The organism is Alphaproteobacteria bacterium, from assembly GCA_040218575.1.
GTDB lineage: Bacteria > Pseudomonadota > Alphaproteobacteria > JAVJRE01 > JAVJRE01 > JAVJRE01.
The window spans coordinates 272,669-297,746 of record JAVJRE010000002.1 but is presented as its reverse complement, the minus strand read 5'-3'; the positions used below and the strand labels follow the sequence as shown (position 1 = coordinate 297,746).

At 63.6% G+C, this 25,078-nt stretch carries 19 protein-coding genes; 4 read left to right on the top strand and 15 right to left on the bottom strand.

Going from position 1 to position 25,078, the window contains the following annotated elements:
• Positions 1-114: 114 nt before the first annotated feature.
• From RIE31_02980 to RIE31_02945, 8 genes are all read right to left on the bottom strand, one after another.
• Entirely contained in the window at positions 115-1,740 is a 1,626-nt protein-coding gene (locus RIE31_02980; GenBank protein ID MEQ8639566.1) for a flagellar hook-basal body complex protein, read from the bottom strand.
• Between the two features lie 40 nt (positions 1,741-1,780).
• Positions 1,781-2,458 carry a flagellar hook assembly protein FlgD gene (locus RIE31_02975; GenBank protein ID MEQ8639565.1) on the bottom strand — a complete coding sequence of 226 codons (678 nt, stop codon included), beginning with the start codon at positions 2,456-2,458 and terminating at the stop codon, positions 1,781-1,783.
• Positions 2,459-2,493: 35 nt separating this feature from the next.
• Positions 2,494-3,912 (bottom strand): flagellar hook-length control protein FliK, encoded by a 1,419-nt coding sequence (locus tag RIE31_02970; GenBank protein MEQ8639564.1) that lies wholly within the window; start codon positions 3,910-3,912, stop codon positions 2,494-2,496.
• Positions 3,913-3,947: 35 nt separating this feature from the next.
• Complete coding sequence (locus tag RIE31_02965; GenBank protein ID MEQ8639563.1) at positions 3,948-4,421, bottom strand: flagellar protein FliS; 474 nt, start codon at positions 4,419-4,421, stop codon at positions 3,948-3,950.
• A gap of 34 nt (positions 4,422-4,455) precedes the next feature.
• Positions 4,456-5,922: a flagellin gene (locus RIE31_02960; protein ID MEQ8639562.1), complete on the bottom strand. Its 1,467-nt coding sequence runs from the start codon at positions 5,920-5,922 to the stop codon at positions 4,456-4,458.
• Between the two features lie 349 nt (positions 5,923-6,271).
• Complete coding sequence (gene fliS / locus RIE31_02955) at positions 6,272-6,781, bottom strand: flagellar export chaperone FliS (protein MEQ8639561.1); 510 nt, start codon at positions 6,779-6,781, stop codon at positions 6,272-6,274.
• Positions 6,782-6,842: 61 nt separating this feature from the next.
• Positions 6,843-9,590, bottom strand: coding sequence for a flagellar filament capping protein FliD (gene fliD / locus RIE31_02950; protein MEQ8639560.1), 2,748 nt, complete (start codon positions 9,588-9,590; stop codon positions 6,843-6,845).
• Positions 9,591-9,790: 200 nt separating this feature from the next.
• Entirely contained in the window at positions 9,791-11,242 is a 1,452-nt protein-coding gene (locus tag RIE31_02945) for a flagellin (protein MEQ8639559.1), read from the bottom strand.
• A 486-nt stretch (positions 11,243-11,728) separates the two neighbouring features.
• Here RIE31_02945 and RIE31_02940 point away from each other — a divergent pair, with 486 nt between their 5' ends.
• The 4 genes from RIE31_02940 (at position 11,729) to RIE31_02925 (ending at position 17,079) form a co-directional block, all read left to right on the top strand.
• Positions 11,729-14,248, top strand: coding sequence for a tetratricopeptide repeat protein (locus RIE31_02940; protein ID MEQ8639558.1), 2,520 nt, complete (start codon positions 11,729-11,731; stop codon positions 14,246-14,248).
• The gene (locus RIE31_02935) at positions 14,245-15,126 is read left to right on the top strand and encodes a formyltransferase family protein (protein MEQ8639557.1); all 882 of its coding nucleotides are present in this window, start codon (positions 14,245-14,247) and stop codon (positions 15,124-15,126) included. Before RIE31_02940 ends, RIE31_02935 begins: the two co-directional genes overlap by 4 nt.
• A 79-nt stretch (positions 15,127-15,205) precedes the next feature.
• Positions 15,206-15,892, top strand: coding sequence for a cephalosporin hydroxylase family protein (locus tag RIE31_02930; protein MEQ8639556.1), 687 nt, complete (start codon positions 15,206-15,208; stop codon positions 15,890-15,892).
• A gap of 11 nt (positions 15,893-15,903) precedes the next feature.
• Complete coding sequence (locus RIE31_02925) at positions 15,904-17,079, top strand: DegT/DnrJ/EryC1/StrS family aminotransferase (protein MEQ8639555.1); 1,176 nt, start codon at positions 15,904-15,906, stop codon at positions 17,077-17,079.
• Positions 17,080-17,085: 6 nt separating this feature from the next.
• On the opposite strand, the gene rfbC is transcribed toward RIE31_02925, so the two are convergent.
• From rfbC to flgK, 7 genes are all read right to left on the bottom strand, one after another.
• A complete protein-coding gene (rfbC, locus tag RIE31_02920; protein ID MEQ8639554.1) occupies positions 17,086-17,688 on the bottom strand; it encodes a dTDP-4-dehydrorhamnose 3,5-epimerase in 603 nt (200 codons plus the stop codon).
• Entirely contained in the window at positions 17,685-18,992 is a 1,308-nt protein-coding gene (locus RIE31_02915; protein MEQ8639553.1) for a class I SAM-dependent methyltransferase, read from the bottom strand. Before RIE31_02915 ends, rfbC begins: the two co-directional genes overlap by 4 nt.
• Positions 18,922-20,082 carry a CDP-glucose 4,6-dehydratase gene (gene rfbG, locus RIE31_02910; protein MEQ8639552.1) on the bottom strand — a complete coding sequence of 387 codons (1,161 nt, stop codon included), beginning with the start codon at positions 20,080-20,082 and terminating at the stop codon, positions 18,922-18,924. The genes RIE31_02915 and rfbG overlap by 71 nt, the downstream gene beginning before the upstream one ends.
• Entirely contained in the window at positions 20,046-20,861 is an 816-nt protein-coding gene (gene rfbF / locus RIE31_02905) for a glucose-1-phosphate cytidylyltransferase (GenBank protein ID MEQ8639551.1), read from the bottom strand. The genes rfbG and rfbF overlap by 37 nt, the downstream gene beginning before the upstream one ends.
• Before the next feature lie 121 nt (positions 20,862-20,982).
• On the bottom strand, positions 20,983-21,531 hold the full coding sequence (locus RIE31_02900) for a flagellar assembly protein FliW (GenBank protein ID MEQ8639550.1): 549 nt from the start codon (positions 21,529-21,531) through the stop codon (positions 20,983-20,985).
• A 41-nt stretch (positions 21,532-21,572) separates the two neighbouring features.
• Entirely contained in the window at positions 21,573-22,505 is a 933-nt protein-coding gene (locus RIE31_02895; protein ID MEQ8639549.1) for a flagellin, read from the bottom strand.
• 17 nt (positions 22,506-22,522) lie between these two features.
• Complete coding sequence (gene flgK, locus RIE31_02890; GenBank protein ID MEQ8639548.1) at positions 22,523-25,054, bottom strand: flagellar hook-associated protein FlgK; 2,532 nt, start codon at positions 25,052-25,054, stop codon at positions 22,523-22,525.
• Positions 25,055-25,078 lie beyond the last annotated feature (24 nt).

Here is a 25,078-nt window from a genome sequence, read left to right as displayed (position 1 = left end):
TTTGTAGGCCGCGCCGTCTTACCAAATGCCTAAGGGAAGCCACTCGTCTGGCAACCCTTAAGCAATGGAAATATTTAACTAAATTGGAATCCAGCCAGGGCTGCCGCTGGGCCCTTAGCGTTTGACCCGAACCAGTTCATCAAGCATTTCGTCGGCGGTGGTGATGACCTTGGTTCCAGCGGAATAGGCACGCTGCACGATAATCATGTTGGTGAACTCTTCGGCCAGGTCGACACCCGACTGCTCCAGGGCGCCGGCGGCGATGGCGCCGGCGGAGCCACTGCCGGCGTCATTGAGGAAAAAGTCACCAGCACGATCAGTTGCGGAGAAGGCGTTGCCCGACACCAGGTTCAGGCCGTTGGGGTTGGGGAAGGTGCCGATGGGCAGACGGTAGATGGGTGTGGTTTCACCATTATCGAAGACTGCTGTGACGATGCCATCCTCGCCGATCAGGGCTCCCTGGAAATTGCCGAAGCGAGAGCCGTTCTGCGTTATGGAGCCAACGGTGAAGCTGGAGGCGAACTGGGTCAGGCCGCTGGGGCCACCGGTGTTGCCAAGGTCAATGGCGATGGCGCTGTTGCTGGCGCCGCTGGAATAGCCCCCGATGGACATGTTCGCCACATTGAAGGAGGTCGGCACACCGTTGCCGTCAAACACCACAGCCGGCGCAATGGTGCCCGCCATCAAACCCGAAACGGTAATGCCGGCGGTCTGCTCGATCTTGGCGGCCAGGCCGCCGGTAAAGGCGTCGATGGTCATGGCGGTGGTGCCGCTCTGGATAATGTTCAGCGTGGAGACGCCGTCGCTGGTGATGCGCGCATCAACAGCGGCGATGTTGGTCAGGGTCGCTGCCAGGTTGGCGCCGACCTGGATCTGGTTGCCGACCGGGGCGCCTGCAACAAAACTGTAGGTCGTCCCATCGATGTCTATGGTTTCACCGGGCGCTGCATTGGCCGTGAAGTCCAGCCGGCCACTGGCGTGATAGACCGCGCCGGCAGAGTTGGTCAGGCTTAGCGTGCCGGCGTTGGCGGGCGGCGGCGCGGTGATGTTCCACTCATTCGTCGCTGACTTGGTGAATGTCAGATTGACGTTGTTGCCATTGCCCAGGCTGTCGAAGACCTGCACGGTCACCACATGCTGATCGCCGACGGCTGCGGTTGATGGCAGGTTGGCGTCAATGCCGGCCGATGATGTGGCCGCGGCGGAGCCAATCAGGCTGGTGACCTTGACCGGCCGCAGCTCCGTCTCCACCAGCGCGCCGCGCTGAACAGTGTCGGAGGAGTTGGACAATCCGTCGCCGTTGAGGTCAATGGCGCCATTGTTGTTTGTTGGCCAGCCCATCAGATAGAAGCCGCCGGTGTTGCGCAGATAGCCGTTCGAATCGGGCGAAAAAGAGCCGGCACGGGTAAACATAAACGATCCCGTAGCCTGATCGGCCGTCGCGTCAACACTGTCATTGACGATGAAGAAGCCGCGTCCGGATATGGCGATGTCCGTGCCAGAGGCGGAGGCCTGCAACAGGCCTTGCTGGTCGACCAGCGACTGTGGTTTGGAAGACACGCCGCCGGGTGAGTAGCTGTTGGGATTGGCCTGTGACGTGACCAGCGTGGCAAACCGGCTGCGCGTTGCCTTATAGCCGATTGTATTCACGTTTGAGATGTTGTCAGAGATCATCCCCAGTGCCTGGCTGTTGGCGAACAAAGCTGACACGCCTGAGAACATCGCGCCGTAAATGCTCATGTCCTATTCCTTCTGATTGGCCTGCGCCCTGTGGCGCTGGCTAGATGGCTGGGGTCTTGGTGACAGAGATAATGGTGTCGAGCGGCTGGCTGATGCCGTTGATGTCAAGTACCAGAGTACCGCTTTCGGTGTGGACGCCCGTGACGACGGCGGCATAGCTCACGTCGCCGGACAGGGGTTCACCATCCTCGTCGGTACCCAGGACCTGAACGTTGTAGGTTCCGGGGTCCACCGGATTGCCCAGTGTGTCCTTGCCGTCCCAGACATATCCATGACGGCCCTTGCCGTTTTCGCCGGCCGTCTGAAAGACCACCTGACCGGTCGCGTCGAAGACCGTCAGCAGTGTCTCTTCCGCCTCGACCGGCAGTGTGTAGTAGAGCTGCAGCGGTTCGCCGTTGTAAGGCACGTCATTGCCTGTCGCCTCTACGGTCATGCCGATATAGCCAAGCGCGGCGGTGTTGAAACTGCCCTGGCTGAGGGCGATGACCTGCTCCAGGTTCTTATTGGCGGTGATCGACTGCTCCACCTGAGAGAAAGACACGAGCTGGGAGGTGAACTCGGTCGTATCCATGGGCGACAGCGGGTCCTGATTCTGTAGCTGGGTAATCAGCAGGCTGAGAAACGTGTCGAGGTCGGAGCCAAGGGATACGCCGGCGTCGTCGGCCAGATTGACCGGATCGATCAGGCTCGCCGCGCTGCTGATTGAGGTGATGTCCATGGTGGGCTGCTTTCGCTGGGCTGACGGTTGCGCGGCTAGACGTGCAGGTCGTAGGCGCCGTCATGATGGGCGGCGGTGCGGCCGAAGGTTTGGGCGATGCCGCTGTCACCAGTCGCGTCACCGGCGGCGGCGGAAGATAGTGGTCGGCCGTGTTCCTGGGACTGGGCATGGTCGCCCTGGCCGCGCTGGTTGAATGTCAGGCTTCCGGTGTCGGCCTTGAGTCCGGCTTCCTGCAGGGCACGCTCAAGGCTGCGCGCATCCCGTTGCAGAAGGTCCAGGGTCTCGCTGCGTTCGGCAGAGATGACCGCTATCACCCGTCCGTCCCGGCCGACTTCCATCTGGACATCGACCCGGCCCAGTTCAGCCGGTCGCAACTGAACCGAGATGCGGTCCAGGCCTTCGCTGGCGGCCTTGGTGATGCGCACCGCGATCTGCTCGACGGCCGGTCCCGCCGAAGCGGCGGTCCGAGTGGCGGTCGGTGTCGCGGCGCCCGCATTGGTGCCGTGGGCTGACGTTGGTCCACTGATCCCACTGATTGCTGCGGCCCCTCCTGGCGCCAGACGCGGACCGGCTGTCTGGGCAAGAGTGCTGTCGGCCAGCAAGGCGGTGCCGGCCAGCACGGCGGTCTTTGGTGCACCCGCCATATCCAGGCCCTGCGGCTGGACCTGGGGCTGGGCGATAAGAGCCTGGCTGGGGCGTGAGTGCAGGGCTTCCGCATCGATGGTGATGGCCATGGACCGGCCCGTTTGGGCTGTGCCGGTCAGCAACCCGTCGCTTGTGGCGCCGGGTCCGTTTACCACACCCTCACCGGACCGGAGCCCGGCCTGCGCTGTGCGACCGGCGAGGCCGGCTGCAAACGGGGTTTGCACTGTCTCCGCCTGACGCGCTGTGCTGCCGGCCATGCTGGCTTCACCGGCGGCCGCGCTAGCGGCCGGTACGGCGGCCGTAGCGCCACGCTGTCGCATGGTGTGCAGTCCGGCCTCATCCCCGGCATTGGCCGGCAAGACCTGGCCGGTCATAACCGTGCCGGCCAGGGCGGCTGCGATGCCTTGAGTCGTCGCCGCTTCACCCGGTTCTGCGACGCTGCTGTAGTCCTCAGGTGCCGGGGCCGCCGTATCCACCACCGTGACATCATCGGCGGGGCCGTCGTCATGGGCTGGCCTAATTGCCGTCTCATCGGTCGGGTCGCGTGGTCGTTCGGCCGCGGGCTGCCGCTCCGGCACCGGATCCGGTCGCCGCTCACGCTGACGGGTTTCGATCGGCGCCGTCGGCGTATCCGTGGCCTGACGGTTGCCAAGCAGGTTGTTGCTGTCCGGCATGCCAAGGAAGAACATTTTGGCGAAAGCGCTCTGTCCACCGGATGCCAGACCGCCTGGCAGGGACGGGCCCGGCCTGACGCCGGACTTGTGGTCATCGGTTGTCAGGAAGGAACTGGCGATAGCGCTGGTCGTCATGCTGATGCCTGTGGTCGCTGTGCGGGGCGAAAGATCTACTTGCTACCGGCCACGGCCAGTTGCATCCGGCTGGCTGTGTGTGCCGCCTCTACAAGCGGGGCATCACTGTGTTCGCCCGCCTGGCTGGCGATGGTGTACCAGGCCTGGCCCAGTGGCTTCAGGATGGTCACCAGGCTGCCCGCCAGTGCGCTGTTGTTCTCGATATTGATGAACGCCATGCGGCTCATGGTGAAGGCATAGATCTGCGCCAGGCTGTCGGCGAGCTGTCCGCCGTTCTCCCGATCCAGCATCATGTACAGCGTGGACACTGCGTCCATCGCCCCCTCGACGGCGGCACAGCGGGCGGCCACATCGCCGTCGGCAATCGCCTTGGCGGATGCGTCCAGACACTCGATGGCCGTCAGGTGGTGCTGCACCGTCATGATCAGGGCAGCCAGCTCGCGATCACGGGCAAGCTCTTCATCGTATTCGCACGCCGGATCATCGCCGTGCAGGTCGAGATAGGTCATAGCGGGTCTCCTTTGCGCTGACGGATCGTCAGGGCTACTGGAACAGTCGCAGCAGGTTCTGCGGCATCTGGTTGGCCTGGGCGAGCATGGAAACGCCCGCCTGCATCAGGATCTGCTTCGATGTGAAGGCGGTCATTTCTGCCGCCACATCCAGGTCAAGCAGATCGCTTCGCGCCGCATCGGAGTTCTCGATGGTCACCGCCAGATTGGCCGCGGCGAACTCCAGTCGGTTCTGATTGGCGCCGATGTTGGCGCGCGATACGTTGATCAGGTCAAGCGCCGCGGTAACCCGGGTGGATGCGGTTTCCGCCGTGGTGATGGTGGTGATGTCCGTCCCTGTCATATTGAGGGCGGAGTTGCTGACCGCACCGATGGCGAAGGACACCGTGTCAACGCCGGCGACATTGCCGGTGCCGAGCTTGAACGAGAAGGTGGCGTTATTGCTTGTGGCCTGAACGCCGGACACCATGTGGTTCAGGGCGTCGATGGTCAGGGTGCCGCCGGCGCCGTCGCTGTTGAACGCGGTGTTAAGGTCAAAGTTCACCACCATGGTGTCCGTGCCGTTGGCGACGGTCAGGTTGACCGCGCCGGTGGCCGAAGCGGCGAAGGTGCCGGTGGCGCTGGCTGTTCCCATGTCAAAGGTCACCAGCACGGCGTCCGTTGTCGCCCCGCTGGACAGGGTGCCGGCGTTGTCGCTCACCGAAAGCAGGGCCGTGCCGCCGGCCAGTGTGATATTGCCGATGGCGCCGCCGCCGCCGCCGATGGCGACCGTGTTGGCGATGGCGACACTGCTCGTCTTGTCAAATGCGGAGTTCAGGACAATGGTCGTGCCCACATTGTTGAACTGAATGTTTTGTGTGTTGTTGCCGGTGATGGCCGTAGCACCGATATTGATGCCTTCAGACTCGCCGGTTGACAGATTGGATACCGTCATCACGTTGGTGGTCGAGTCATAGGCGATGGTAAAGAACACATCGCCGCCGGCGGCCACCGTGTCGTCGAAGTTGATTGAAGCAAAACCGTCGGCGGCCTCGATGGATGATGCGGTCAGGGTATTGCGCGTGGCGGTGGTGGCGGACGACCCGTTGACCATGGCGTTGCCGTTGAACTCGGTGTCCTGGGCAATTCGGTCCACTTCCAGCAGCAGCGCCTGGTATTCCGCGTCCAGCATGGAGCGCTCGGTGTTGGAGAACTGGCCAGAGCCGGCTTGAACCGACAGCACCTTCATCCGCACCAGAATGTCGTTTACCTGGCTCATGGCGCCGTCGGCGATCTGCAGCATGCTGATCGCCTGCGTGGCGTTGACGGTCACCTGGCGCAGGGCCGCGACTTCCGCGTTCAGGCGCGAGCCGATGGCCAGTGATGCGGCATCATCTTTGGCCGAGATCACACGCTGGCCCGACGACAGCTTGGCCAGCGAGCGGCTCGCCTCCATGTCGGTTTGCGCCAGATTACGGTGGGCGACGCTCGCAGCCAGATTGGAGATTACGTTGAGGGCCATGGGTCCGGGCTCCTTGCATTGATCCTTGCTGCACCGGCCTCCCGGCACGACCGTCTGGGGCGTGGGTAGAGGGAGGCGGGCAGCGCGTGCCCTCTGTCTGCAAGCGCCGGGCCAGTCGCCTGTGGCGTCTTAAAAGCCTGTATATAAAGAGAAATACCCGGACCGATGGGGTTAGCCGGGCATCGCGGGCCGGGCGGTCTGTCACACATTGCCGGGCAGCGGGGCAGGATTTTCCGCGCCCGGCCAGTCTTGCCGAGGTGCCTGCCCGGGGCGTTTTGCGAGAGGGGTGGTGCGGATACGAAAAGAGCGCCTGCAAGGCGCTCTGTCCGTTCGGCTTCTGCCCGGCTGGTCAGGCGCGGATGGCCATGCGCGGCATGGCCTCAATCATCTTCAGAGAGTCTGACCGGTCCGGCGTTCTGGCCTGTGTCGACGTGCCGGTACTGCTCCGACCGTTGAGGGCGGCTTCCGCCTCCGCGTCGCTCGCCGCCGTATGGCCGTCCGCAAGCAATGTCCAGGACCGGTGCAATGGCTCCAGGAGGGCAATGACTTCCTTTGCCGGGGTGGCGTTATTGCCACTGTCCACCTGGCCCAGCCGGACAATCATGAACTTGTAAAGCTGGCCCAGATTGGCGGCGATTTCACCGCCCTTGTCCTGGTCCAGGGCGCCCCACATGTAGCTCAGGATATCGATGGCCCGCTTGTTGGCGCGCCAGCGCATCTCCACATTGCCATCGTCAATGGCCCGGATCACTTCGCGCAGGGAGGTAATCGCGCGGTCCAGCAGCATGGCGACGACGCGGGACGGTGAGGCGGTCATGGCCTGCTGGCTCTTGTATGTCTGGGCGGCGCGATGATCCATCATTGTCTCCGATTTTGCGAAAATTTTATGTTTCGCTCGCTGTCCTGGCGGACCGCGGTACCTAGCTGTTCTGGGTCAGAGAATTGGTCATGGAGGTTAATTGTTCGAGAAGATTGGTGGCCGAGGAGATAGCCTGTTCCATGGCCAGAAACTTGTTGGTCAGGACCTGGCGCTGCTGTTCGATGCGAATAAGCATCTCATCGATCCGTGTCTGGGCGTTGGTGTTTTCGTCCTGCAGACCGTCCACCGCCGTATCGAGAATGCCGGTGGCTTCGTCGAGCATCGAATTCACCTCATCATATGACAGGGTGCCGATACCGGTAGAGAAGTTGAGGGCGACGCCGGACAGGTCGCTGACCCCCTGGAAGAAGACTTTCAGGCCCTCGCCGCCGGAGCTGGAGGTGATGGTCAGGGTCTGGCCGCTGATCGTTACCGTGCCGTTGTCGCTGCCGTCGGCAGCGCCACCGATATTGGCCTGGCTCGGGATGTAGCGGCTGGCGGCGAACGGCATGCTGGCCAGCAGATCGCCGGTGTCGCCATCGACGGTGACCGGGACGCTACCCAGAACGCGCAGTTGAAAGTCGCCATTGGAGTCCGCGACAACCGATGCCGTGACACCGCTGATCGCCGCATCGTTGATGGCCTGGGCCAGAGTCGTCAGCGTATCTGTCGTCACGTCATAGGCGATAGCGTTGCCGTTGACCGAAAAGCTGCCGGACGTTGTGGCGCCGGCACCGTTGACGGAGTCGTTGAGTAGCGCGGTGCTGTTCTCAACCGCGGCGCCGGTGTGCTGAGACGGACCGACTCCACCAAGATTGAGCACATAGCCGCCACTTTGCGGTGTGGTGGCGCTGGTCCAGCTAAGCAGGGAAATGCGCGGATCGGAGCTGGAGAAATCAAAGGCGAACAGGCGCCGAACCCCGTCGGGATCGGCCAGCAGCTTTTCGTCCAGAGTCGCTTCGTTGAGTTCCAGAGTATCGACCTGCAGCGGATCGGCGACATCGTCATTGTCGACAAATGTCAGGCCGATCTGCGCCAGGACGCTAAGAGCGCCCGAGCCGGTCAGGCCCACGGCGCCACCGCCGAATACTGCCGCCAGGCGCCGCTCGATGTCGGCCGCCGTCCGGTTGCCCACCAGTTGCGCAGATTCGTCCACGTCGGTGGTATCGGGGTTGTCGGCGACAGCGGCGCCGGTGGCCGGGTCGAAGGCGGTCTGCTGATTGAGGAAGACTTTCACGTCATTGTAGGCGCTGGCGAAACCGGTAATGGCCTCTTTGACTGCAGTCAGGTTGCGTTCGATGTCCATGGTAATGGTGGTTCCCACCTCTGCCTGAAACAGGCTGAGGGTCACACCCTGCAGGACATCGGTGATGGTGTTGGAGCTGCGGCTGACCCCGGTGAAACCGTCAACATTGATCAGGGCGTTCTGGGCGGCTTGCATCTGGGTGGTAAAGGCGGCGTCACCGCTGCTGCCCACCAGATTGTCCAGTTCGTTCAACGTAATGGACGCCGCGCTTTCCGTGCCGTCAAACACGGTGGCGACGGTAAAGCTCACTTCCAGGGCGTTGCCGCTGCCGTCGCTCAACGTCACGGTCTTGGCGCCGGTGCTGGTGCCATCGAATGTGCCGCTGAAGCCGCCGACCGTGACGGTGATGGCGGCGGGCGTCCCAAGATCGGAGAATGTCAGGGTTTTTGACGAAATGGCCGACATGTCATTGGTCACACCGGATATCACGATGGTGCTGTCGGTAATCGCACCGGTGCCGCCGGTGACTGACGAACTGTCTGCGTCCAGGGTCAGATCAGAGCCCTTGTCGAAGCTGTCGTCGATGGTGATCGACATGCCGAAGGTGGAGAACGCGACCGTTTCCGTGGCGCCCGGCGACAGGACATTGCTGCTGAGGATCGCCGTATCGGTGGCGCCGTCACCGCGACGGAGCGTGATAGTGCGTGTGGCATTGTCATAGCTGATGGCGAAGGCAGCATCGCCCTGGGTGCCGTCGGAGGCGATTCGCAAAAAGCCATCGGCCATGGCTACCTTGCTGGTGGCGGATCCGGTGCGGTAGGTCGACGTGCCGTGATTGGTCGACAGGCCGAGCCCGGCCAGTACCGTGCCTTCCTCGCTCAGCAGAAGATCTTCGCCGGTATCGTCCTTGGTCAGCACCAGATAGTGCTCGCTGGACGACACTGACAGGATAGAGGCCGTGACGCCGGTGGCGTCGGTGCCACTATTGGCGTTATTGATGCGTGAGCGGACGTCGGCCAGAGTATCGCCGGCCGTCACTGTGATGGCCTTGCTGTCACCGTCCGCGTTCACAATCGAGAAGCTGCCGGCAAGGCCGAGGCCGGTCGCCAGAGAGCTGAAGGACTGGCTGCGCACCTTATGCGCCTTGGCGAGCTGCGTGATCTCCACGGTATGTGAGCCGGTGGAGGCGGTGTTGGCGACCGTGATACCCATCATGGACGCTGCCGCGGTCGGCGTCTGGCTGTCAGTCCGGCTCGAGGAGGCGAAGGCGCTCTTGGCCTTGAAGATGTCGCTGGAGCTGTCGAATGAGATGGCGCCGCGCAGGTTTTTCAGGGATTCCCTGTAGGACTGCATCAGGCTCTGCAACTGATTCATCGCCGCGATCTTCGCCGTGTTGCTCACGATGTTGGCTTCCAGCCGATCCACCGGGATGCGCTTGGCGGAGATGATCGAATTGACTACACCCTCCACGTCGATTCCGCTCGACAGGCCGCTGAAGCGGACCCGCCCGTTGGCGTCGACGCTGAGATTGCTCAGATTGTTGATGATGCTGACGTCTGACATGGGATGTTCGTCGTTCTTGTCCCGGGGACCTGTCTCGACAAAGTCCGTTGCAAGAACCGTTCCAGGACGGGGCAGGGCCGGGTGTTTTTGTCTAACCCGTTGGAACTATGGAAAGATTTAGCTCTCTTACACGGCCGGAAACGGAAAGTGGGGACGGGCGAACCCGTCCCCACCTGGCCGTTGCGGGCCTGTCGTCGGACCTACTGGAGAAGGGCCAGCAGGTTCTGCGGCATCCGGTTGGCCTGGCCAAGCATGGCCACACCAGCCTGCAGAAGGATCTGCTTCGATGTGAAGCGCGACATCTCCGAAGCGATGTCCAGATCCAGAAGGCCGCTACGTGAGGCCTCCATATTCTCGATGGCAACCGAGATGTTCGCCGAGGCGAATTCCATCCGGTTCTGAGCCGCACCGACCTGGGACCGGCGCGTGTTCAGGGTATCGATCGCCGTGGTGATCAGGCCGGACGCGGAGTCCGCGTTGGCCGCATCAGTCACGTCGGTACCGGTAAGACCCAGCGAGGAAACGCTGATGGCACCCACGGAAACCGAAATGTCATCCTGGGCGGAGGTGCCCGAGCCGACCTTGAACGAGAAGGTGGTCGTGTTGCTCGTGGAAACCGCACCCTGAACCGCGTGGTTCAGAGCATCCAGGGTGATGGTGCCGCCGGCGCCGTCCGATGTGAACGCGGTCTCCAGAGTCAGGGAAACCGTCACATTGTTGGTACCATTGGCAATAGTCATGGTCTGCGCGCCAGTGGTATTGGCGAACGAACCAGTGGCAGAATCGGTACCCACATCAAAGGTGATGAGAACCGCACCGGTCGTCGCACCGCTGGTCAGCGTACCGGCCGCGTCGGTGATGAACAGGAGGTCGGAACCACCCGTCACCGTGACGCTGTCGATATCACCACCGTTCGACAGGGCCGAAACGGTATTGGCGATCGTCAGATCAGCGGTCTTGTCGAAGGCCGAGTTCAGGACAACGGTGGCCCCCAGATTGGAGAAATTGACCGTCTGGGTGTTGTTGCCGGTGATCGCGGTCGCGCCGATGTCCACACCCTCGCTCTGACCGGAAGTCAGATTGTTGATGGTCAGAACATTGGTGGTGGCGTTGAACGAGACCGTGAATTCGGCATTGCCGACGCTGTCGTTGAAGGCAATGCTGGCGAAGCCGTCAGCCGCCTCAACGACGGAGCCGGACAGGCTCGAACGAGCGGTGGACGTGGTCGAGGACCCGTTCACCAGAGCCGTGCCGTTGAACTCCGTGTCCTGAGCGATACGGTCGACTTCGAGCAGCAGAGCCTGATACTCGTTGTCAATCAGTGACCGTTCGGTCGAAGACAGGTTACCGGAACCGGCCTGAACCGACAGGCTCTTCATACGAACCAGAATGTCGTCGGTCTTGGCCATGGCGCCATCGGCAATCTGCAACATGCTGACCGCCTGGCTGGCGTTCACGCTGGCCTGCTTCATGGCCTGAACTTCCGCGTTCAAGCGTGAACCAATGGCCAGAGAAGCCGCATCGTCCTTGGCCGACAGCACTCGCGTGCCGCTGGACAGTTTCGACAGAGAGCCCGTCACTTCCATATCTGTCTTGGTCAGATTTCGATGGGCGACGCTCGCGGCGAAGTTAGAGATGATATTAAGTGCCATTAGGGTGTCTCCTACTTGGATACAGGTTTCCGGCGTCCTGCCGGAACGGCGGGGCCGGTTGCCCGGACGCACCTCCGCATGGCCTGTGATGCACAACCCGTGCCAATTTCGGCAAATTGTGCCGACAGGCCGGAAATCGCTGCCGGGTTGCCGCCGGGCCGTCGCCCGACCGCCCGTGACGGGCCGCCGCGGCGGCGGTTGGCCCGCCCCTGTGATCGGCAAGGATTGCCGGGTGGCCGGTCAGACTTGCCGCATCGCGGCAGAAATTGCCCGGTCGGCGGCAGGACTTGCCGGGCGCAACGGCCACTCGTCCATGCATCCGGCCCGGTGGCGGCCGGCCCGGTGCCGGCTTTAAGTATTTCTCAACCCTGAACCACCACTGTCGGCGGGAGATTTATCGCACATGACGGGGCAGGGGGCGCTTCGGCCGCCATGGCAGGACGCAGGAAAATACTGGCCGGTGCACCGCCACCGGGAAAGGATGGTGTGACCACCGTCTATTCCCTGCTGGAACTGGCGTCCGGCTGGCATGCCCAGGGCGACCTGAAGCGGGCCGAGGCCGGCTATCGTCATGTTCTGGATGCCGCCCCCGACACGGCGGACGCCCTGCAGTTGCTCGGCCTGCTGCGTCACCAGCAAGGGGATACCGCCACCGGCCTGACGTTGATGGAGCAGGCGCTTGATCTGGACCCGACCAATACGGCGGCCCGCGGCAATCTCGGCGCGGTGCTGCTGGAGGCCGGCCGCTATGCGGACGCTGAGGTGGCGTTCCGCCGGGTTTTGGAGCAGGCGCCGGACAGTTTTGACAACTGGCGCAACCTCGCACTGGCCAGTGAAAAAGCGGGGCACGAGGCTGCTGCACTGGCGGCCTATGGCGATCTGGTGCGCCGTTTCCCGGCGATGGCCGTGGCCCATCAGGCTCTCGGCACTTTTCTCCTGTCCATCAACAAGCTGCCCGAGGCGGCAGCCGCCTTTACCGAGGCCTGGCGTCTGGCGCCGCACATGGCCGCCTACGCCAATGATGCGGGAATCAGTCTGGAACGGCAGACACACTACCTGGAAGCGGCGGAATGGTATCGCAAGGCCATTCAGCTTGATCCGGAAAATAGCAATTATCACAATAACCTGGGCCAGGTTCTTGGGCTCACCCGTGACTTCCGGGCAGCGGAGGCCCATATCCGTCGGGCCTATGAGCTGGATCCGGAGAACCCGCTGTTCGCCGGCAATCTGGCGACCTTCCGGACCGGCGCCGGCGACCATGCGGCGGCGATTGCCCTGCACGAGGAAAATCTCGCCCGCGATCCGGACAATGTCCAGGTGCTGCGCGACTACGGCTACAGCCTGATTCAGCTAGGCCGGCCGGCCCGCGCGGTCGAGGTTCTCTCGCACGCCGCGGCCCTGACGCCGGACAATGCGCTGATCCACAACCTGCTGGGCAATGCGTATAACGCACAGGGCCGGACGGAAGACGCCGTGACCAGTTACCGGGCGGCATTGCTGCAGAACCCGGAGTTTCTGCCGCCCATGCTCAACATGTGCCTGGCCCTGTCGAAGTTGAAGCGCATCGACGAGGCCAATCTGTATGTCCATGCGGCCATTTCACGGGGCGCCCAGAACTCGGACATGGCCACCATCATGTTCCAGATTCTGAAGACCAGCTGCGACTTCGACACGCTGGATAGATTCGGCGAGATCTGGGCGTTCTCCGAGCGCGTGGCCCCCAGTATGCTGCCGGCTCTGTTCCTCAATCTCCTGGTGTCCGCCGCCGACAATGAGGACAGCGCCAGGCTGGCCGAGCTTCATCGCACATGGGCCGCCTACGCCCGCGCCATTGCCGGCGGACCCTATCCCCGCCCGCCGGCGCCAGATCGCGGTGACGGCAAGATCCGCATCGGCCTGCTGTCGTCGGATCTGCGCTCCCATTCCGTCGCCAAGTTCCTGCTGCCGCTGCTGCGCAACTATGACCGTGACCGGTTCGAGATATTCGCCTACACGCCCTTGTTTTCGCCGCAGGATAGGGTGCAGACCGCCATACGCTTCCTGGTCAGTTGGTTCGTCCTGATCGACGAAATGAGCGATGAGGAAGTGGCGGACCGCATCCGCTCCGACCAGGTGGATATCCTGATTGACCTGAACGGCATTACCGCGTCCACCGAGGTTCAGGTGATGGTGCGCCGGCCGGCGCCGGTCCAGGTGACATGGCTCGGCTATCCGTTCACCACTGGTCTGTCAGAGATCGACCATGTGATCCTTGATCGCTATGTGGCGCCGCAGCATGAAGGGCTGTTCGAGGAAAAGCCGCTGATCATGCCCAACGGGTGGCTTGCCTTTGCCGCGCGGGAGGCCTTTGCCAGCATTCACGAGCCGGGGCCTCTGCCGGCTGAGGCCGATGGCGTCGTCACCTTTGGCACCCTCAACGCCACATACAAATACACCACCGACCAGATTGCCTGCTGGGCGGAAATCCTGCGGCGCGTGCCGAATTCGCGCTTCCTCATTGTCCGGCCGGAAGCCAATTCCGCCGCGGTCATCCGCAACGTCACCGCCGCCTTCGAGGCGCATGGTATTGAAACGGCGCGGGTTCAGTTTCTCGATAACCAGAAGGCCAACCTGCCGCACATGCAGGCCTATCAGTTGCTTGATATCTCGCTGGATACCTTTCCCCTGACCGGTGGCACGACCACTGTTGAGTCATTGTGGATGGGCGTGCCGGTAATCAGCCTGGTCGGCGACTCCATGCACCAGCGAATCAGCTACAGTGCGCTCGCCCACTGTGGGGTGGAGGACCTGTGCGCCTGGAGCCGCGACGAGTATGTGGCCAAAGCCGTGGCGCTGGCGCAGGATCTGCCGCGACTGGCCGCCTTGCGGGCCGGTTTGCGCGACCGTATGCGGGCCTCTCCATTGTGTGATGAGGAGGGCTTTGCCCGCGATTTCGAGGCGGCAATGGAGCGTATCGCGCCGCGACCGGCTGTCCATGCCGCAACGGTGGCGGAGCCCGCCGCATGACTCCCGACAGTCCGACCATCCGCCCGCCAGCCGCGACCCCGGCTTCCGCCCCGGCCGCGACTGGCGGCGCATCGGAACCCGGTCATTTCCGCCTGGCCGTGCTGGCCGACGGTGCGGTCGGCGCGGCGGCTCTGTCGCACGTTCTCACCCACTACCCGGACGATCTGGTGTTCGTCGGCTGCGGCCCGCGCGCCGCGCCCGTTATTGACACACTCGCCGCCGCCGGTTGGAACGGCGTTCGTCGCAATGCCGCCGATCTGCCGCCAGCGGCGCCGCCGGCCGCCCTGGCCGAAGCGTCACCGGACGTTCTGCTGTTGGCATGGTGGCCTGACATTCTGCGCCGTCCCTGGTTGGCGGTGCCGGCCCGTGCCGTCATTAACTTCCACCCCAGCCTGCTGCCCTGGTGTCGTGGCAAGAACTACAACTTCTGGGCGTTAGTGGAGCAGGCGCCGTTCGGCGTCACCCTCCACCTGGTGGATGACAGTGTGGATGGCGGCGCGGTTCTGTTTCAGCAGCCGCTCGCCACCGACTGGAGCGATACCGGCGCCACCCTCTATCACCGCGCCCAGACGGCGATGGTTGAACTGTTCAAGACCGCCTATCCGCGGATTCGGCGTGGCGACTGGCGTCCGGTGCCACAGTCGCCATCCGATGGCAGCTTCCATCGCGCGGCGGAACTGGACGCCGCCAGCACCATTGATCTCGACCGGTCCTATCGGGCCCGCGATCTTCTCAATCTCCTGCGGGCGCGCACCTTCGCTCCTCATCCGGCCTGTCGCTTCACGGATGGCGGCCGAACCTGGGAAGCCCGCATCCACATCACGCCTGTCGATTCCCACACAGGCATCACGCCGTCGGAGACACTGTCCCATGAATGACGCCACCGTGAAGACGCCTGCTCCGTCAGGAGACGATTCTGCCGCCTTCGCCGCTGCAAACCGTCGCGACATCGCTGCCATGGGAGCCGATCCCGCGGTCACCGGTCTGACTCGCCAGTGGTTTGATGCGGTGTCCCGGCACAAATACTCCTATCACTTCACCTGGCTCGGCCTGCCGGTCATTCAGTTTCCGCAGGACATTGTCGCCATGCAGGAAATCCTCTGGCAAACCCGCCCCGATCTGGTGATCGAAACCGGTATCGCCCGTGGTGGCTCGCTCGTCCTGCACGCCTCGATTCTGGAGCTCATCGGCGGTCCTGGCCGGGTGCTCGGCATCGATGTGGATATCCGGCCGCACAATCGCCAGGCCATCGAAAGCCACCCGCTGGCTCGTCGTATTGATCTGCTGGAAGGGTCATCGGTGGACGACCGCATCATGCAGCAGGTTCGCGCCGCGGCGGCCAAAGCCGAACGGGTTCTGGTCATTCTGGATTCCCTGCATACCCACGACCATGTACGGCGGGAGCTGGACCTCTATGCCCCGCTGGTGACCCGGGACAGCTATCTGATCGTCATGGATACCTGTGTCGAGGACATGCCCGCCGACTTCTTCCCCGATCGACCGTGGGGACTGGGCGATAACCCCAAGACCGCTCTGCGTGACTTCCTGAAGACCACCGATCGCTTTGAGACCGACCGGGAAGTCCATGACAAGCTGCAGATCACCGTGGCCCATGAGGGCTATCTGCGCTGCGTCAGAGCCTGACCTCGCCGCCCATGTCCTCGCCGCCCCTATGTATGCCGCCGTCCGGCCGCCGTATCCCGGTGGCCGGCCCGTCGGTCAGCGAACGCGAAATCGCCTATGTCAGCGATGCCGCCCGCACCGCCTGGTACGACCGGGCGGGGGACTATGTCAGGCGGTTCGAACAGGCTTTTGCCGACTGCATCGGCGTCTCGCGCGCCATGGCCCTGCCGTCGGCGACTTCGGGACTGCATCTGGCCTTGGCGGCATTGCAGATTGGCGCCGGCGACGAAGTCATTCTGCCTGATGCCACCTGGATCGCCTCGGCGGCGCCGGTCACCTATGTGGGCGCGCGGCCGGTCTTCGTCGATGTGGATCCGCTGACCTGGTGTCTTGATCCGGCGGCTGTGCAGGCGGCCATCACGCCGCGTACAAAAGCGGTCATTGCCGTCGATCTCTATGGCTCAATGCCGGACATGGATGCCCTGGTCGCTGTCACGGCGCGGCACGGCATTGCTCTCATAGAGGATGCGGCGGAAGCCTTTGGCAGTACTTATCGCGGGCGTTCCGCCGGCCGTCTGGGACGGGTCGGCGTGTTCAGTTTTCATGGGTCCAAGACCATGACAACCGGGGAAGGCGGCATGGTCGTCAGCGATGACGGGTCGCTGATGGACCGCATGGCGGTGCTGCGCGATCATGGCCGACCGCCGGGCGACCGCTTCTTCTACAATGGGGAAGTGGCGTTCAAGTACAAGATGAGCGCGTTCCAGGCCGCGTTCGGCCTCGGCCAGGTGGAGCGGGCCGGCGAGCTGGTAGCCGCCAAACGCGCCATTTTCCGGAGCTATGCGGAGCGACTGTCCGGCGTATCCGGGCTCACTCTTAATGCAGAGCCGGCCGGCACCACCAATAGCTACTGGATGGTGACCGCGGTGCTTGACCCGGCGCTGGGCCTGGACAGCCGGGCGCTGATGGCGGCGCTCGACGCCGATGGCATAGACAGCCGGCCGTTCTTTCATCCATTGAGCAGCCTGCCGGCCTTCGCTCATCTGCCGGATGCCGCCAGCGGGCCGGGCCGCAATCCGGTCAGCTATCGTCTCGGCGCCCATGGTATCAATCTGCCAAGCGCGCTGTGCCTTAACGATGACGATATCGACTATGTGACGGCCCGACTGCGTGCCTCGATTGCCGGCAAGGTCGTGCGGGCGGCCTGAACGGCTTCAGCCGGTAACCGGTTCCTTGCTGCGCCGGGTGGGGTGCAGCACGGCGCGCGGCGTCTGTCCTTCCGCGAAGCCTGGCAGGGCGCGGTCCTTCTCCGAAATAATGCGGTCTCCGCCACCTGGCGGCGTCGGCCAGTCAATGGCCAGAAGCCCGTCGTCCCAACGAATGCCGCGCGAAGCCTCCGGTTCGTGGAATTCACTGATCTGGTAGAAGACTTCGCTGTCATCTGCCAGGGTCTGAAAGCCATGGGCGAATCCCGGCGGGATATAGGTCATGCGGCGGTTGTCGGCTGACAGCTCCGCGGCCGTCCAGTGCCCGTAGGTCGGGCTGCTCCATCTAAGGTCCACGACCACGTCCCAGATGGCGCCCCGCGTGCAGCGCACAAGCTTGGTCTCGGCAAAGGGCTCGGCCTGGAAATGCAGACCGCGCAGGGTGCCGGCCCGCCGGTTGAACGAAATACTGCACTGCGCCAGCCCGGCCTCCAGGCCGTGCTCGGCGAACTCACGCTTGCACCAGCTGCGGGCGAAGAATCCTCGTTCGTCCTCGATGCGGGCGGGTTCGACCACATAGACGCCGTCCAGTGGGGTGCGCAGGAAGTTCATGGCCAGATCTTGAGGTCCGGTATGGCGGTGACGAAGCGTCCTCCCCATGAGCGGATATCGGTCATCTGTTCCATGATTTCGCCACGCAAATTCCACGGCAGAATGAGCACATAGTCCGGCTTGTGCTCGGCAATGGCCTCAGGTCCATAGATCGGTATGTGGCTGCCGGGCATGAAGTGCTGCTGCTTGGCGATGGAGCGGTCAACGGTGAATGGCAGCAGATCCGGCGTGATGCCGCAGTGGTTCAGCAAGGTGTTCCCCTTGGCTGGTGCACCATAGGCCGCGACGCTGACCCCGGCCGCCTGCTGCTCGATGAGAAAGGTCAGAAGATCGCGCTTGATACGGGCGACGCGCGGGCCGAAAGCACGATACGTGTCCAGCGTGTCGATGCCGGCGGCGGATTCCTCCACATTGAGGCGCGCCACATTGACCGACGTGACGTGCGGGCCGTCCGCATGCTGGATATAAAGCCGCAGCGAGCCGCCGTGGGTCGGCAGTTGCTCCACATCGAAGACGGTCAGTCCGTGACGGGCCATCAACGGCGCCACGCTGGCCAGCGACAGGTATGAGAAATGCTCGTGATAGATGGTGTCGAACTGGGTCTCTTCCAGCAGATTGACCAGATGCGGGAACTCGATGGTCCATACACCGGCCTGTTTGAGGATGCGCTTGGCGCCGGCAACGAAATCGTTGATGTCCGGAACGTGGGCCAGCACGTTATTGGCCACCAGCAGGTCTGCTTTCAGGCCTTCGTCGGTCAGTGCCGCCGCGGTGGCCTCGCCGAAGAACATCGACCGCGTGGGGATTCCTTTGACCTCCGCAACCCGCGCCACATTACGTGCCGGTTCAATACCCAGAACCGGAACATTGCGTGCCTGAAAGTATTGCAGCAGATAGCCGTCATTGCTGGCGATCTCCACAACGCGTGTACGTGCGTCCAGCTCAAACCGGCGGCTCACGGTTTCAGCAAAGGCGCGCGCGTGGCGCAGCCAACTGTCGGAATAGGATGAGAAGTAGGCGTAGTCGCTGAAGATGGCTTCCGGTGTGGAGAAGTCCTCGAGTTGGACCATGAGGCAGGCGTCACACACCCACGACCGCAGCGGCAGATACATCTCCGCCCGGTTCAGGTCGTCAATTGTGCGATAGGCGTTCGATGGCGGCATGAAGCCAAGGTCGATGAATGACGTCTTCAGCCGCGCACCGCACGAGCGACACAGCGGCGCCTGCCGGTGTTCAGGCGATGTGCCGGATCCTGCTGTCGGTTTCGTCGCTGCTGCGGTTGCGCCCATGGCTTTCATCTTCATAGGTCTCCATCTGCTGCAAGGTCATGGTGCGCATGGCCGCGCCAGCCTCATGCTGGCGGTACCATTCGGCGGTTTTGTTGATGGTGGTGGCCAGGCTCCACGCCGGACGCCAGCCCAGGTCGGTTCTGGCCAGGCTGGAGTCCAGGGCCAGAAGGTTGGACTCCCGTGCCGGATGGCCGCTTGGCTGATGTGCCCAGCGGGCGTTGCCGCCCCAGGCGGCGGCCAGGTGGTCGGCCAGGTCGCGTACCGCAACCACCGCGTCGGACGGGGGCCCGAAGTTATAGGCCGGGGCGGCGGTGGCGCCGTGGCGGACCAGGTGTTCGGCCAGCCGGATCAGCCCGCCCACCGGCTCCATCACATGCTGCCAGGGGCGCACCGCCTCCGGATTACGCAGGATCAGGGGCTCACCGGCGGCAAAGGCGCGAATGGCGTCGGGCACCACACGGTCGCTGCTCCAGTCGCCGCCGCCGATCACATTGCCGGCCCGCACGGTCACAACTGCCGGGCCTCCGTTGGCGAAATAGGCGCCGTTCCACGCGGCGACGGCCATTTCCGCTGCCGCCTTGCTGGCGCCATAGGGCTCGTGACCGCCCAGAGCATCCGCTTCACGGTAGGGCCAGGCCCATTCGTGGTTGGCGTAGACCTTGTCGGTGGTCATCACCACCGCTGCCTGCACGTCGCGAACACTGCGCACAGCGTCCAGCAGGTTGGCGGTCCCCATGACGTTGGTCTGGAAAGTGGTGAGGGGGTGGGAATGGGCCTCGCGCACCAGCGGTTGCGCGGCCAGATGAAAAACCACGCTGGGGCTGCATTCTTCCAGGCTGCGCCTGAGCGCGGCTGCATCGCGAACGTCAGCGAACTCCGTCTCCACCAGGTCGCGCAGGCCAATGGCTTCGAACAGCGATGGCCGTGTCATCGGCGGCAGGGCATAGCCGACCACATGGGCGCCACGCGTCCATAGGGCCAGGGCAAGCCAGCCACCGATGAAGCCGGTATGACCGGTCATGAAGACCCGGCGGCCGCGCCAGAACTCGGCGCTGGTCATGGGCGCAATCAGGCGGACAGGCGACATGGCTTCCACGTGTGCCATGGCGCGCGATCTTCCCGCCATAGATCTTCCAGCAGCTGCATTTCGCGCACCGTGTCCATGCACTGCCAGAAGCCGTGATGGCGGTAGACCGCCAGCTCGCCGGCTTTCGCCAGGCGTTCCAATACGCCCTGTTCCAGGCTCATATTGGCTTCGGTCCGGACTATGTCGAAAGCGTCGCGCTCGAAAACGAAGAACCCGCCATTGATCCAGCCGTCAGCCGTCTGTGGCTTTTCGGCAAAGCTGTGCACAACGTCGCCGTGCAGCTCCAGCTCGCCAAAGCGCGACGACGGATGAACCGCCGTGACCGTAGCCAGCTTGCCTGTTTTCTTGTGGTGGGCCAGCAGGGCTTCCAGATCCACATCCGACACGCCGTCGCCATAGGTGGCCAGAAAGCGATCACCCTCCACATAGCGCATGGCCCGCCGGATGCGGGTCGCTGTCAGGCTGTCGGCGCCTGTCTCGGCCAGTACGACGCGCCAGTCCTCCAGCGACCGGTCGGACAGGACCGATACCGTCTCCTGGTTGAAATCCACGGCAAAGTCACAGTTGTTCAGGCGGTAGTTGAGGAAATAGTCGCGGATGACATCGCCGCGATAGCCCAGGCACAGCACGAAATTGCGCACCATGAACTGGTGATAATGCTTCATGATGTGCCACAGGATCGGTCGGCCGCCGATAGTCACCATGGGCTTCGGCTTGAACTCGGTTTCCTCCCGCAGGCGCGTACCAAGGCCGCCACACAGGATGACGACCTCAAGACCTTCCAGCTCACTGCTCACGCCTGGTCTCCTGTCATTTGGCGGAACGGCGGCCGCGCGGCCGGTCGCCCCACGGCTATTGCCCCGACAGTCTCGCGGCGCATGGTTAACCGTCGCTTAAGCCGTCGGGCCCGATCCACCCTCAGGCCTTGTTCTGTTCGGCGCCGGTGGCCTGGCCGGTGGGGAAGTCCGGCTGGGCGACCCGGTGGCGCACGGCATAGGCGTTGTTCGGCAGGACGTACTGCCGGCCGAGCTGGCGGCGGGTATCAATCAGAATGGGTGCCCGCAGATTGATGGACATTTCCACCTGATCGCCGGTTCGCCGCACGGCCACCGCATACAAGGTTGCGCGGTCGGCCTTGGCGACCCCCAACGCATCGAACGCCGCCTCCAGATCGCCGGGCGATACCCGCGCGCCATCCGGGCTTTGATGGACCACGATGAAAGACAGGCTGGGCTCGCTCAGGCATTGCAGGAGCTTGAATGCGGCCAGGCGCGGGTCCGGAAGATTGGCCAGGCCATATTCCTGGAACTCGGCGAAGCCCATCATGCCGTGCGGCAGGGTAAGGGTTGTCGCGCGATCAAAGTCGATGGCGCCAAATCGTGTCTCGATTGTAACGGTCTCGCCAGCAGCGGCAGAGGCGCTCGCAGGCGCCGTGGTCTGGCTGGAAGTCGCGGCAGCAGTGGTCAACACAGGACTTACTCCTTCCTGGGGTCGTGCCTTCCTGGCGATCAGATGAACTCAAGCATGGTCAGTCGGGACAGCGCCGACAGCGAGTAGTAGCTGGCCTGCAGGATCGCCTGATCGTTGCTCAGGCGTGTGACGGCTTCGGCCACGTCCACATTCTCGATGTCGCTGATGGTCTGTTCGCTGTACAGCAGATAGTCATTCAGACGGGCGGTCGCTTCGCCGATGCGGTTGCGGGCATTGCCGATGCTGGACCGGATGTCGGGAATGTCTTCGATCGACTGTTTGACCACCCGCAAGGCTTCCTCGAGTCTGGCCGTCTCCGTGTTGGGGTCCGTCACGGTGGCGACCAGGTGCAGAGCCCGCGTCAGGCGTTCGAATCCGCGCTCGCTGGCCGCAACGCCATAGCTGACCGTCACATCGTCGTCGGCGCGCAAGCGCACACGTTCCGTATCACCCTGGTAGTAGCCGAGTGAATCGCCGTCACTGGTGGGAATGGAATACTGGGTCGCCGTAACGGTCTGATCGGGCAGTTGGGTAATATCCACCGGCGGCGTGTCGGTGCGGCTTCCGGAGAACAGATAGCGCCCTTCGCGGCTGACGTTTAGAAGCCCCTGCAGCTCCTGCAGCATGGCGTCGGCCTGCCCGGCAATATTGAGGGCGTCGGCATTGCCTTCATTCAGTCCGTTGACCAGCAACACCTGCAGGTTGGAGGCGATCTCGAACAGCGAGGCGGTACTGGTTTCCATGACCTGCAGCCGTGTGTCCACCAGGGTATTGTTGGCGATGTAGCGGTCGGCGCGCGTGGCCAGGTTGCGCAGCGTGACGAGCTGGCGTGATTCGTCGGCGATGCCGGAGAATGTCTGCGACTTCTTGCCGGTGGCTATCTGTTGTTGGGTGCCGTAGATGCGCGACTGGGTTTCCTGGGTGATGCCAAGAACGAGGCGGTGCTGGGCGTAGGTTCCGACGTTGGTCATGGTCCCTGTCCTCCGGCCTATGCGGCCAGTTCAGCCAACATGCGCAGCATGTCGGACGCGGTGTTGAGGACCCGGGCGGCGGCCGAGTAGGCGTTCTGCAGCATCATCATCTCGGCCAGCTCCTGATCCACATTGACGCCGCTGACCGACGATGCCTTGTACTCCGTATTGTCGAACAACAGGTCGCGGAACGCATGGTCGTCGATGGCGTTGGCCGCGTTGGCCGCGTTCAGGGCAACAATCGCGCTGCCATAGCCGGCCAGTGTGGTCTGCATCGGGGCCAGACCGCCGGCGCCCGCGAAAGTCTGATTGCCGGTAAAGGCCTGCGACAGGCTGATGACGTTTCGGGCATCACCGGCGGAAACGCCGGCGCTGTTTTGTGGCAGACCGAACGCGGCGACAAAGGATTGGCCGGCGCCGTCCATATCAACGCCCAGCTCCTCCACAGCTACGTGCAGTGTGCTGTCATTGCTGGTCAGAACCAGTGTGCCGGTGCCGCTGACCGTGGCGGTGATGGCTACGCCCTGTATGCCGGCCGCGGTGTTGATGTCATTGACATAGCTCGCCAGGGTCGCCGGATAGGTGATATCATTGACCAGGTCCAGGCTCAGGGTGTTGCCCTGGACGGTGCCGTCCGCATTGGTCACCGTTAGCTCCAGGGTGCCGGCGGTTGGCGCCGCGATGGCGCCTGGCACCACGCTGCCGGCCAGCGCCGGTCCGGTGCTGCGGGCGGTCGCCGTGTCCAGCAGGCCGCGGCTGAAGAATGCCGGGTTGGTCTCGATATCGCTGCGCAGCGCGATGTTCGCGGCCTCGGACCCGCGCAGCGTTGGGGTCAGGCCGAAATAGGCGGCCAGCGTTGTGCTCGCGCCGTCTATGGTTACGGACTCGCTGCCCAGCGTGATGGCGTGGGTGGAATCATTGGCCTGCAGGACCAGGCTGGTGCCGCTGGCGGCGGCCGTGATCGGCAGCCCCTGACCGTTGGCGATGGACGTAATGGCTGCGGCGAAACTGGCCAGGGTCGCGGGATAGGTGAATGCCGCATCGGCCAGATCAAGCGACAGGGTGCCGACGGTCGCCCCGTCGTCATCCTGAACCGTGATGGTGGTCGTGCCGGTGGGGTCGGCCGGTGCGCCCGGTGCCACCACCGCTCGTGCCACGGTTCCCGTCATGATGTGAATATCGGTCGAAGTCGTGAACAGATCGTTGAGGCCCATATACTCGGAGAATCCACGGCCTGTCCCGGCCATGGCGCTGTTGCCCTGGTTTATGGCGACGCCGTGACCGGTGGTGTCCGCTGTTAGGACCAGCCGGTTGTTGACGACGCTGGCGGTCACCGGCGTGGCGGTGCCGGCTGCTGTGTTAATGGCGTTGGCGATGTCGGCCAGCGTCGCCGGCCAGGTCAGGCCCGACAGGTCCAGGTGCAGCGCATCCCCCTGCAGGGTGCCGGTGCCGTCTACGGCGGCGATCCTGATTGTTCCGGTGGAGCTGGCAATGCCTGACGCCCAGGTGTGGCTGCCGGTCAGCGTTGCCGGCGCCGGCAGCCCGGACCCGCCATTGTGCACCACGTTCAGGGCATCACGGATCTCGCGGGCCAGGGCGTCGATTTCTTCGTTCAGGTTGGGCAGCGACTGATCGCGCAGGTCCAGCAATCCACGGATGCGACCGGAGGAGATCAACGGCGTGGCGTCCAGGATCTCGCCGGCGCTGTCCAATAGGATGCCGGCAATGCCGCCTGACGGATAGTTGGTGGCGTTCAGCGCCACATAGTCAGGATCGCCCGGCGCCACATAATGCAGCGCCGGGTCCATGCCGACGGCCCCGGCATAGCTCAGTGTCGCCGCGCCGCCGTTGCTCAAGGGCCGGCCATTGCCAAGCAGGACGATGACTTCCCCGGTTTCGCGGGTATAGGAGGTGATGTCGATGTTTTCAGACAGGGTGGCCAGCGCGCGGTCCCGTTCGTCCTCCAGATCGCCCACCGGACGGCCCAGCGACAGGTTGGTCGATATCTTGCCATTCATCTCTTCGATGATCGAAAGCTGCGTGTTGACCGTATTGACTGCCGTGGCGATCTCCTGGTCGGCCTGCAGGCGAAGCTGCTGCAGGCTGCTCGACAGATTGTTGAGCTGGTTCACCAGCTTGATCGAGGCCTGGATCGTGTCCAGACGCAGGCCTGCGGACTCCGGTGAGATCGACAGCGCATCGATGGCCGTGGACAGCGAGTTGATGGTAGCGCTCACATTGGCGTCGCTGCCCGGGGGGCCGAACATCTCCTGCATCAGGCTGAAATAGTTGTTGCCGACGCTGGCCTGGCCCAGCCCGGATGCCTGGATGCGCAGGTCGTTCAGCAGGAAGCGGTCAACCTGGCGCGTAATGGAGCCGATATCGACGCCCTGACCGAGGCCCGCGACGACCACATGTTCGCGGTTGACCACCTTGCGGGAATAGCCCGGCGAGTTGGCGTTCGCGATGTTGTTCGACGTGACCTGCAGCCCGGTCTGGCTGACACGCAGCGCGCTGAGGGCGGTCGAAATGGCGATGGAGAGCGACATGGCTTCGGTTGGTGGCTTTGTTCG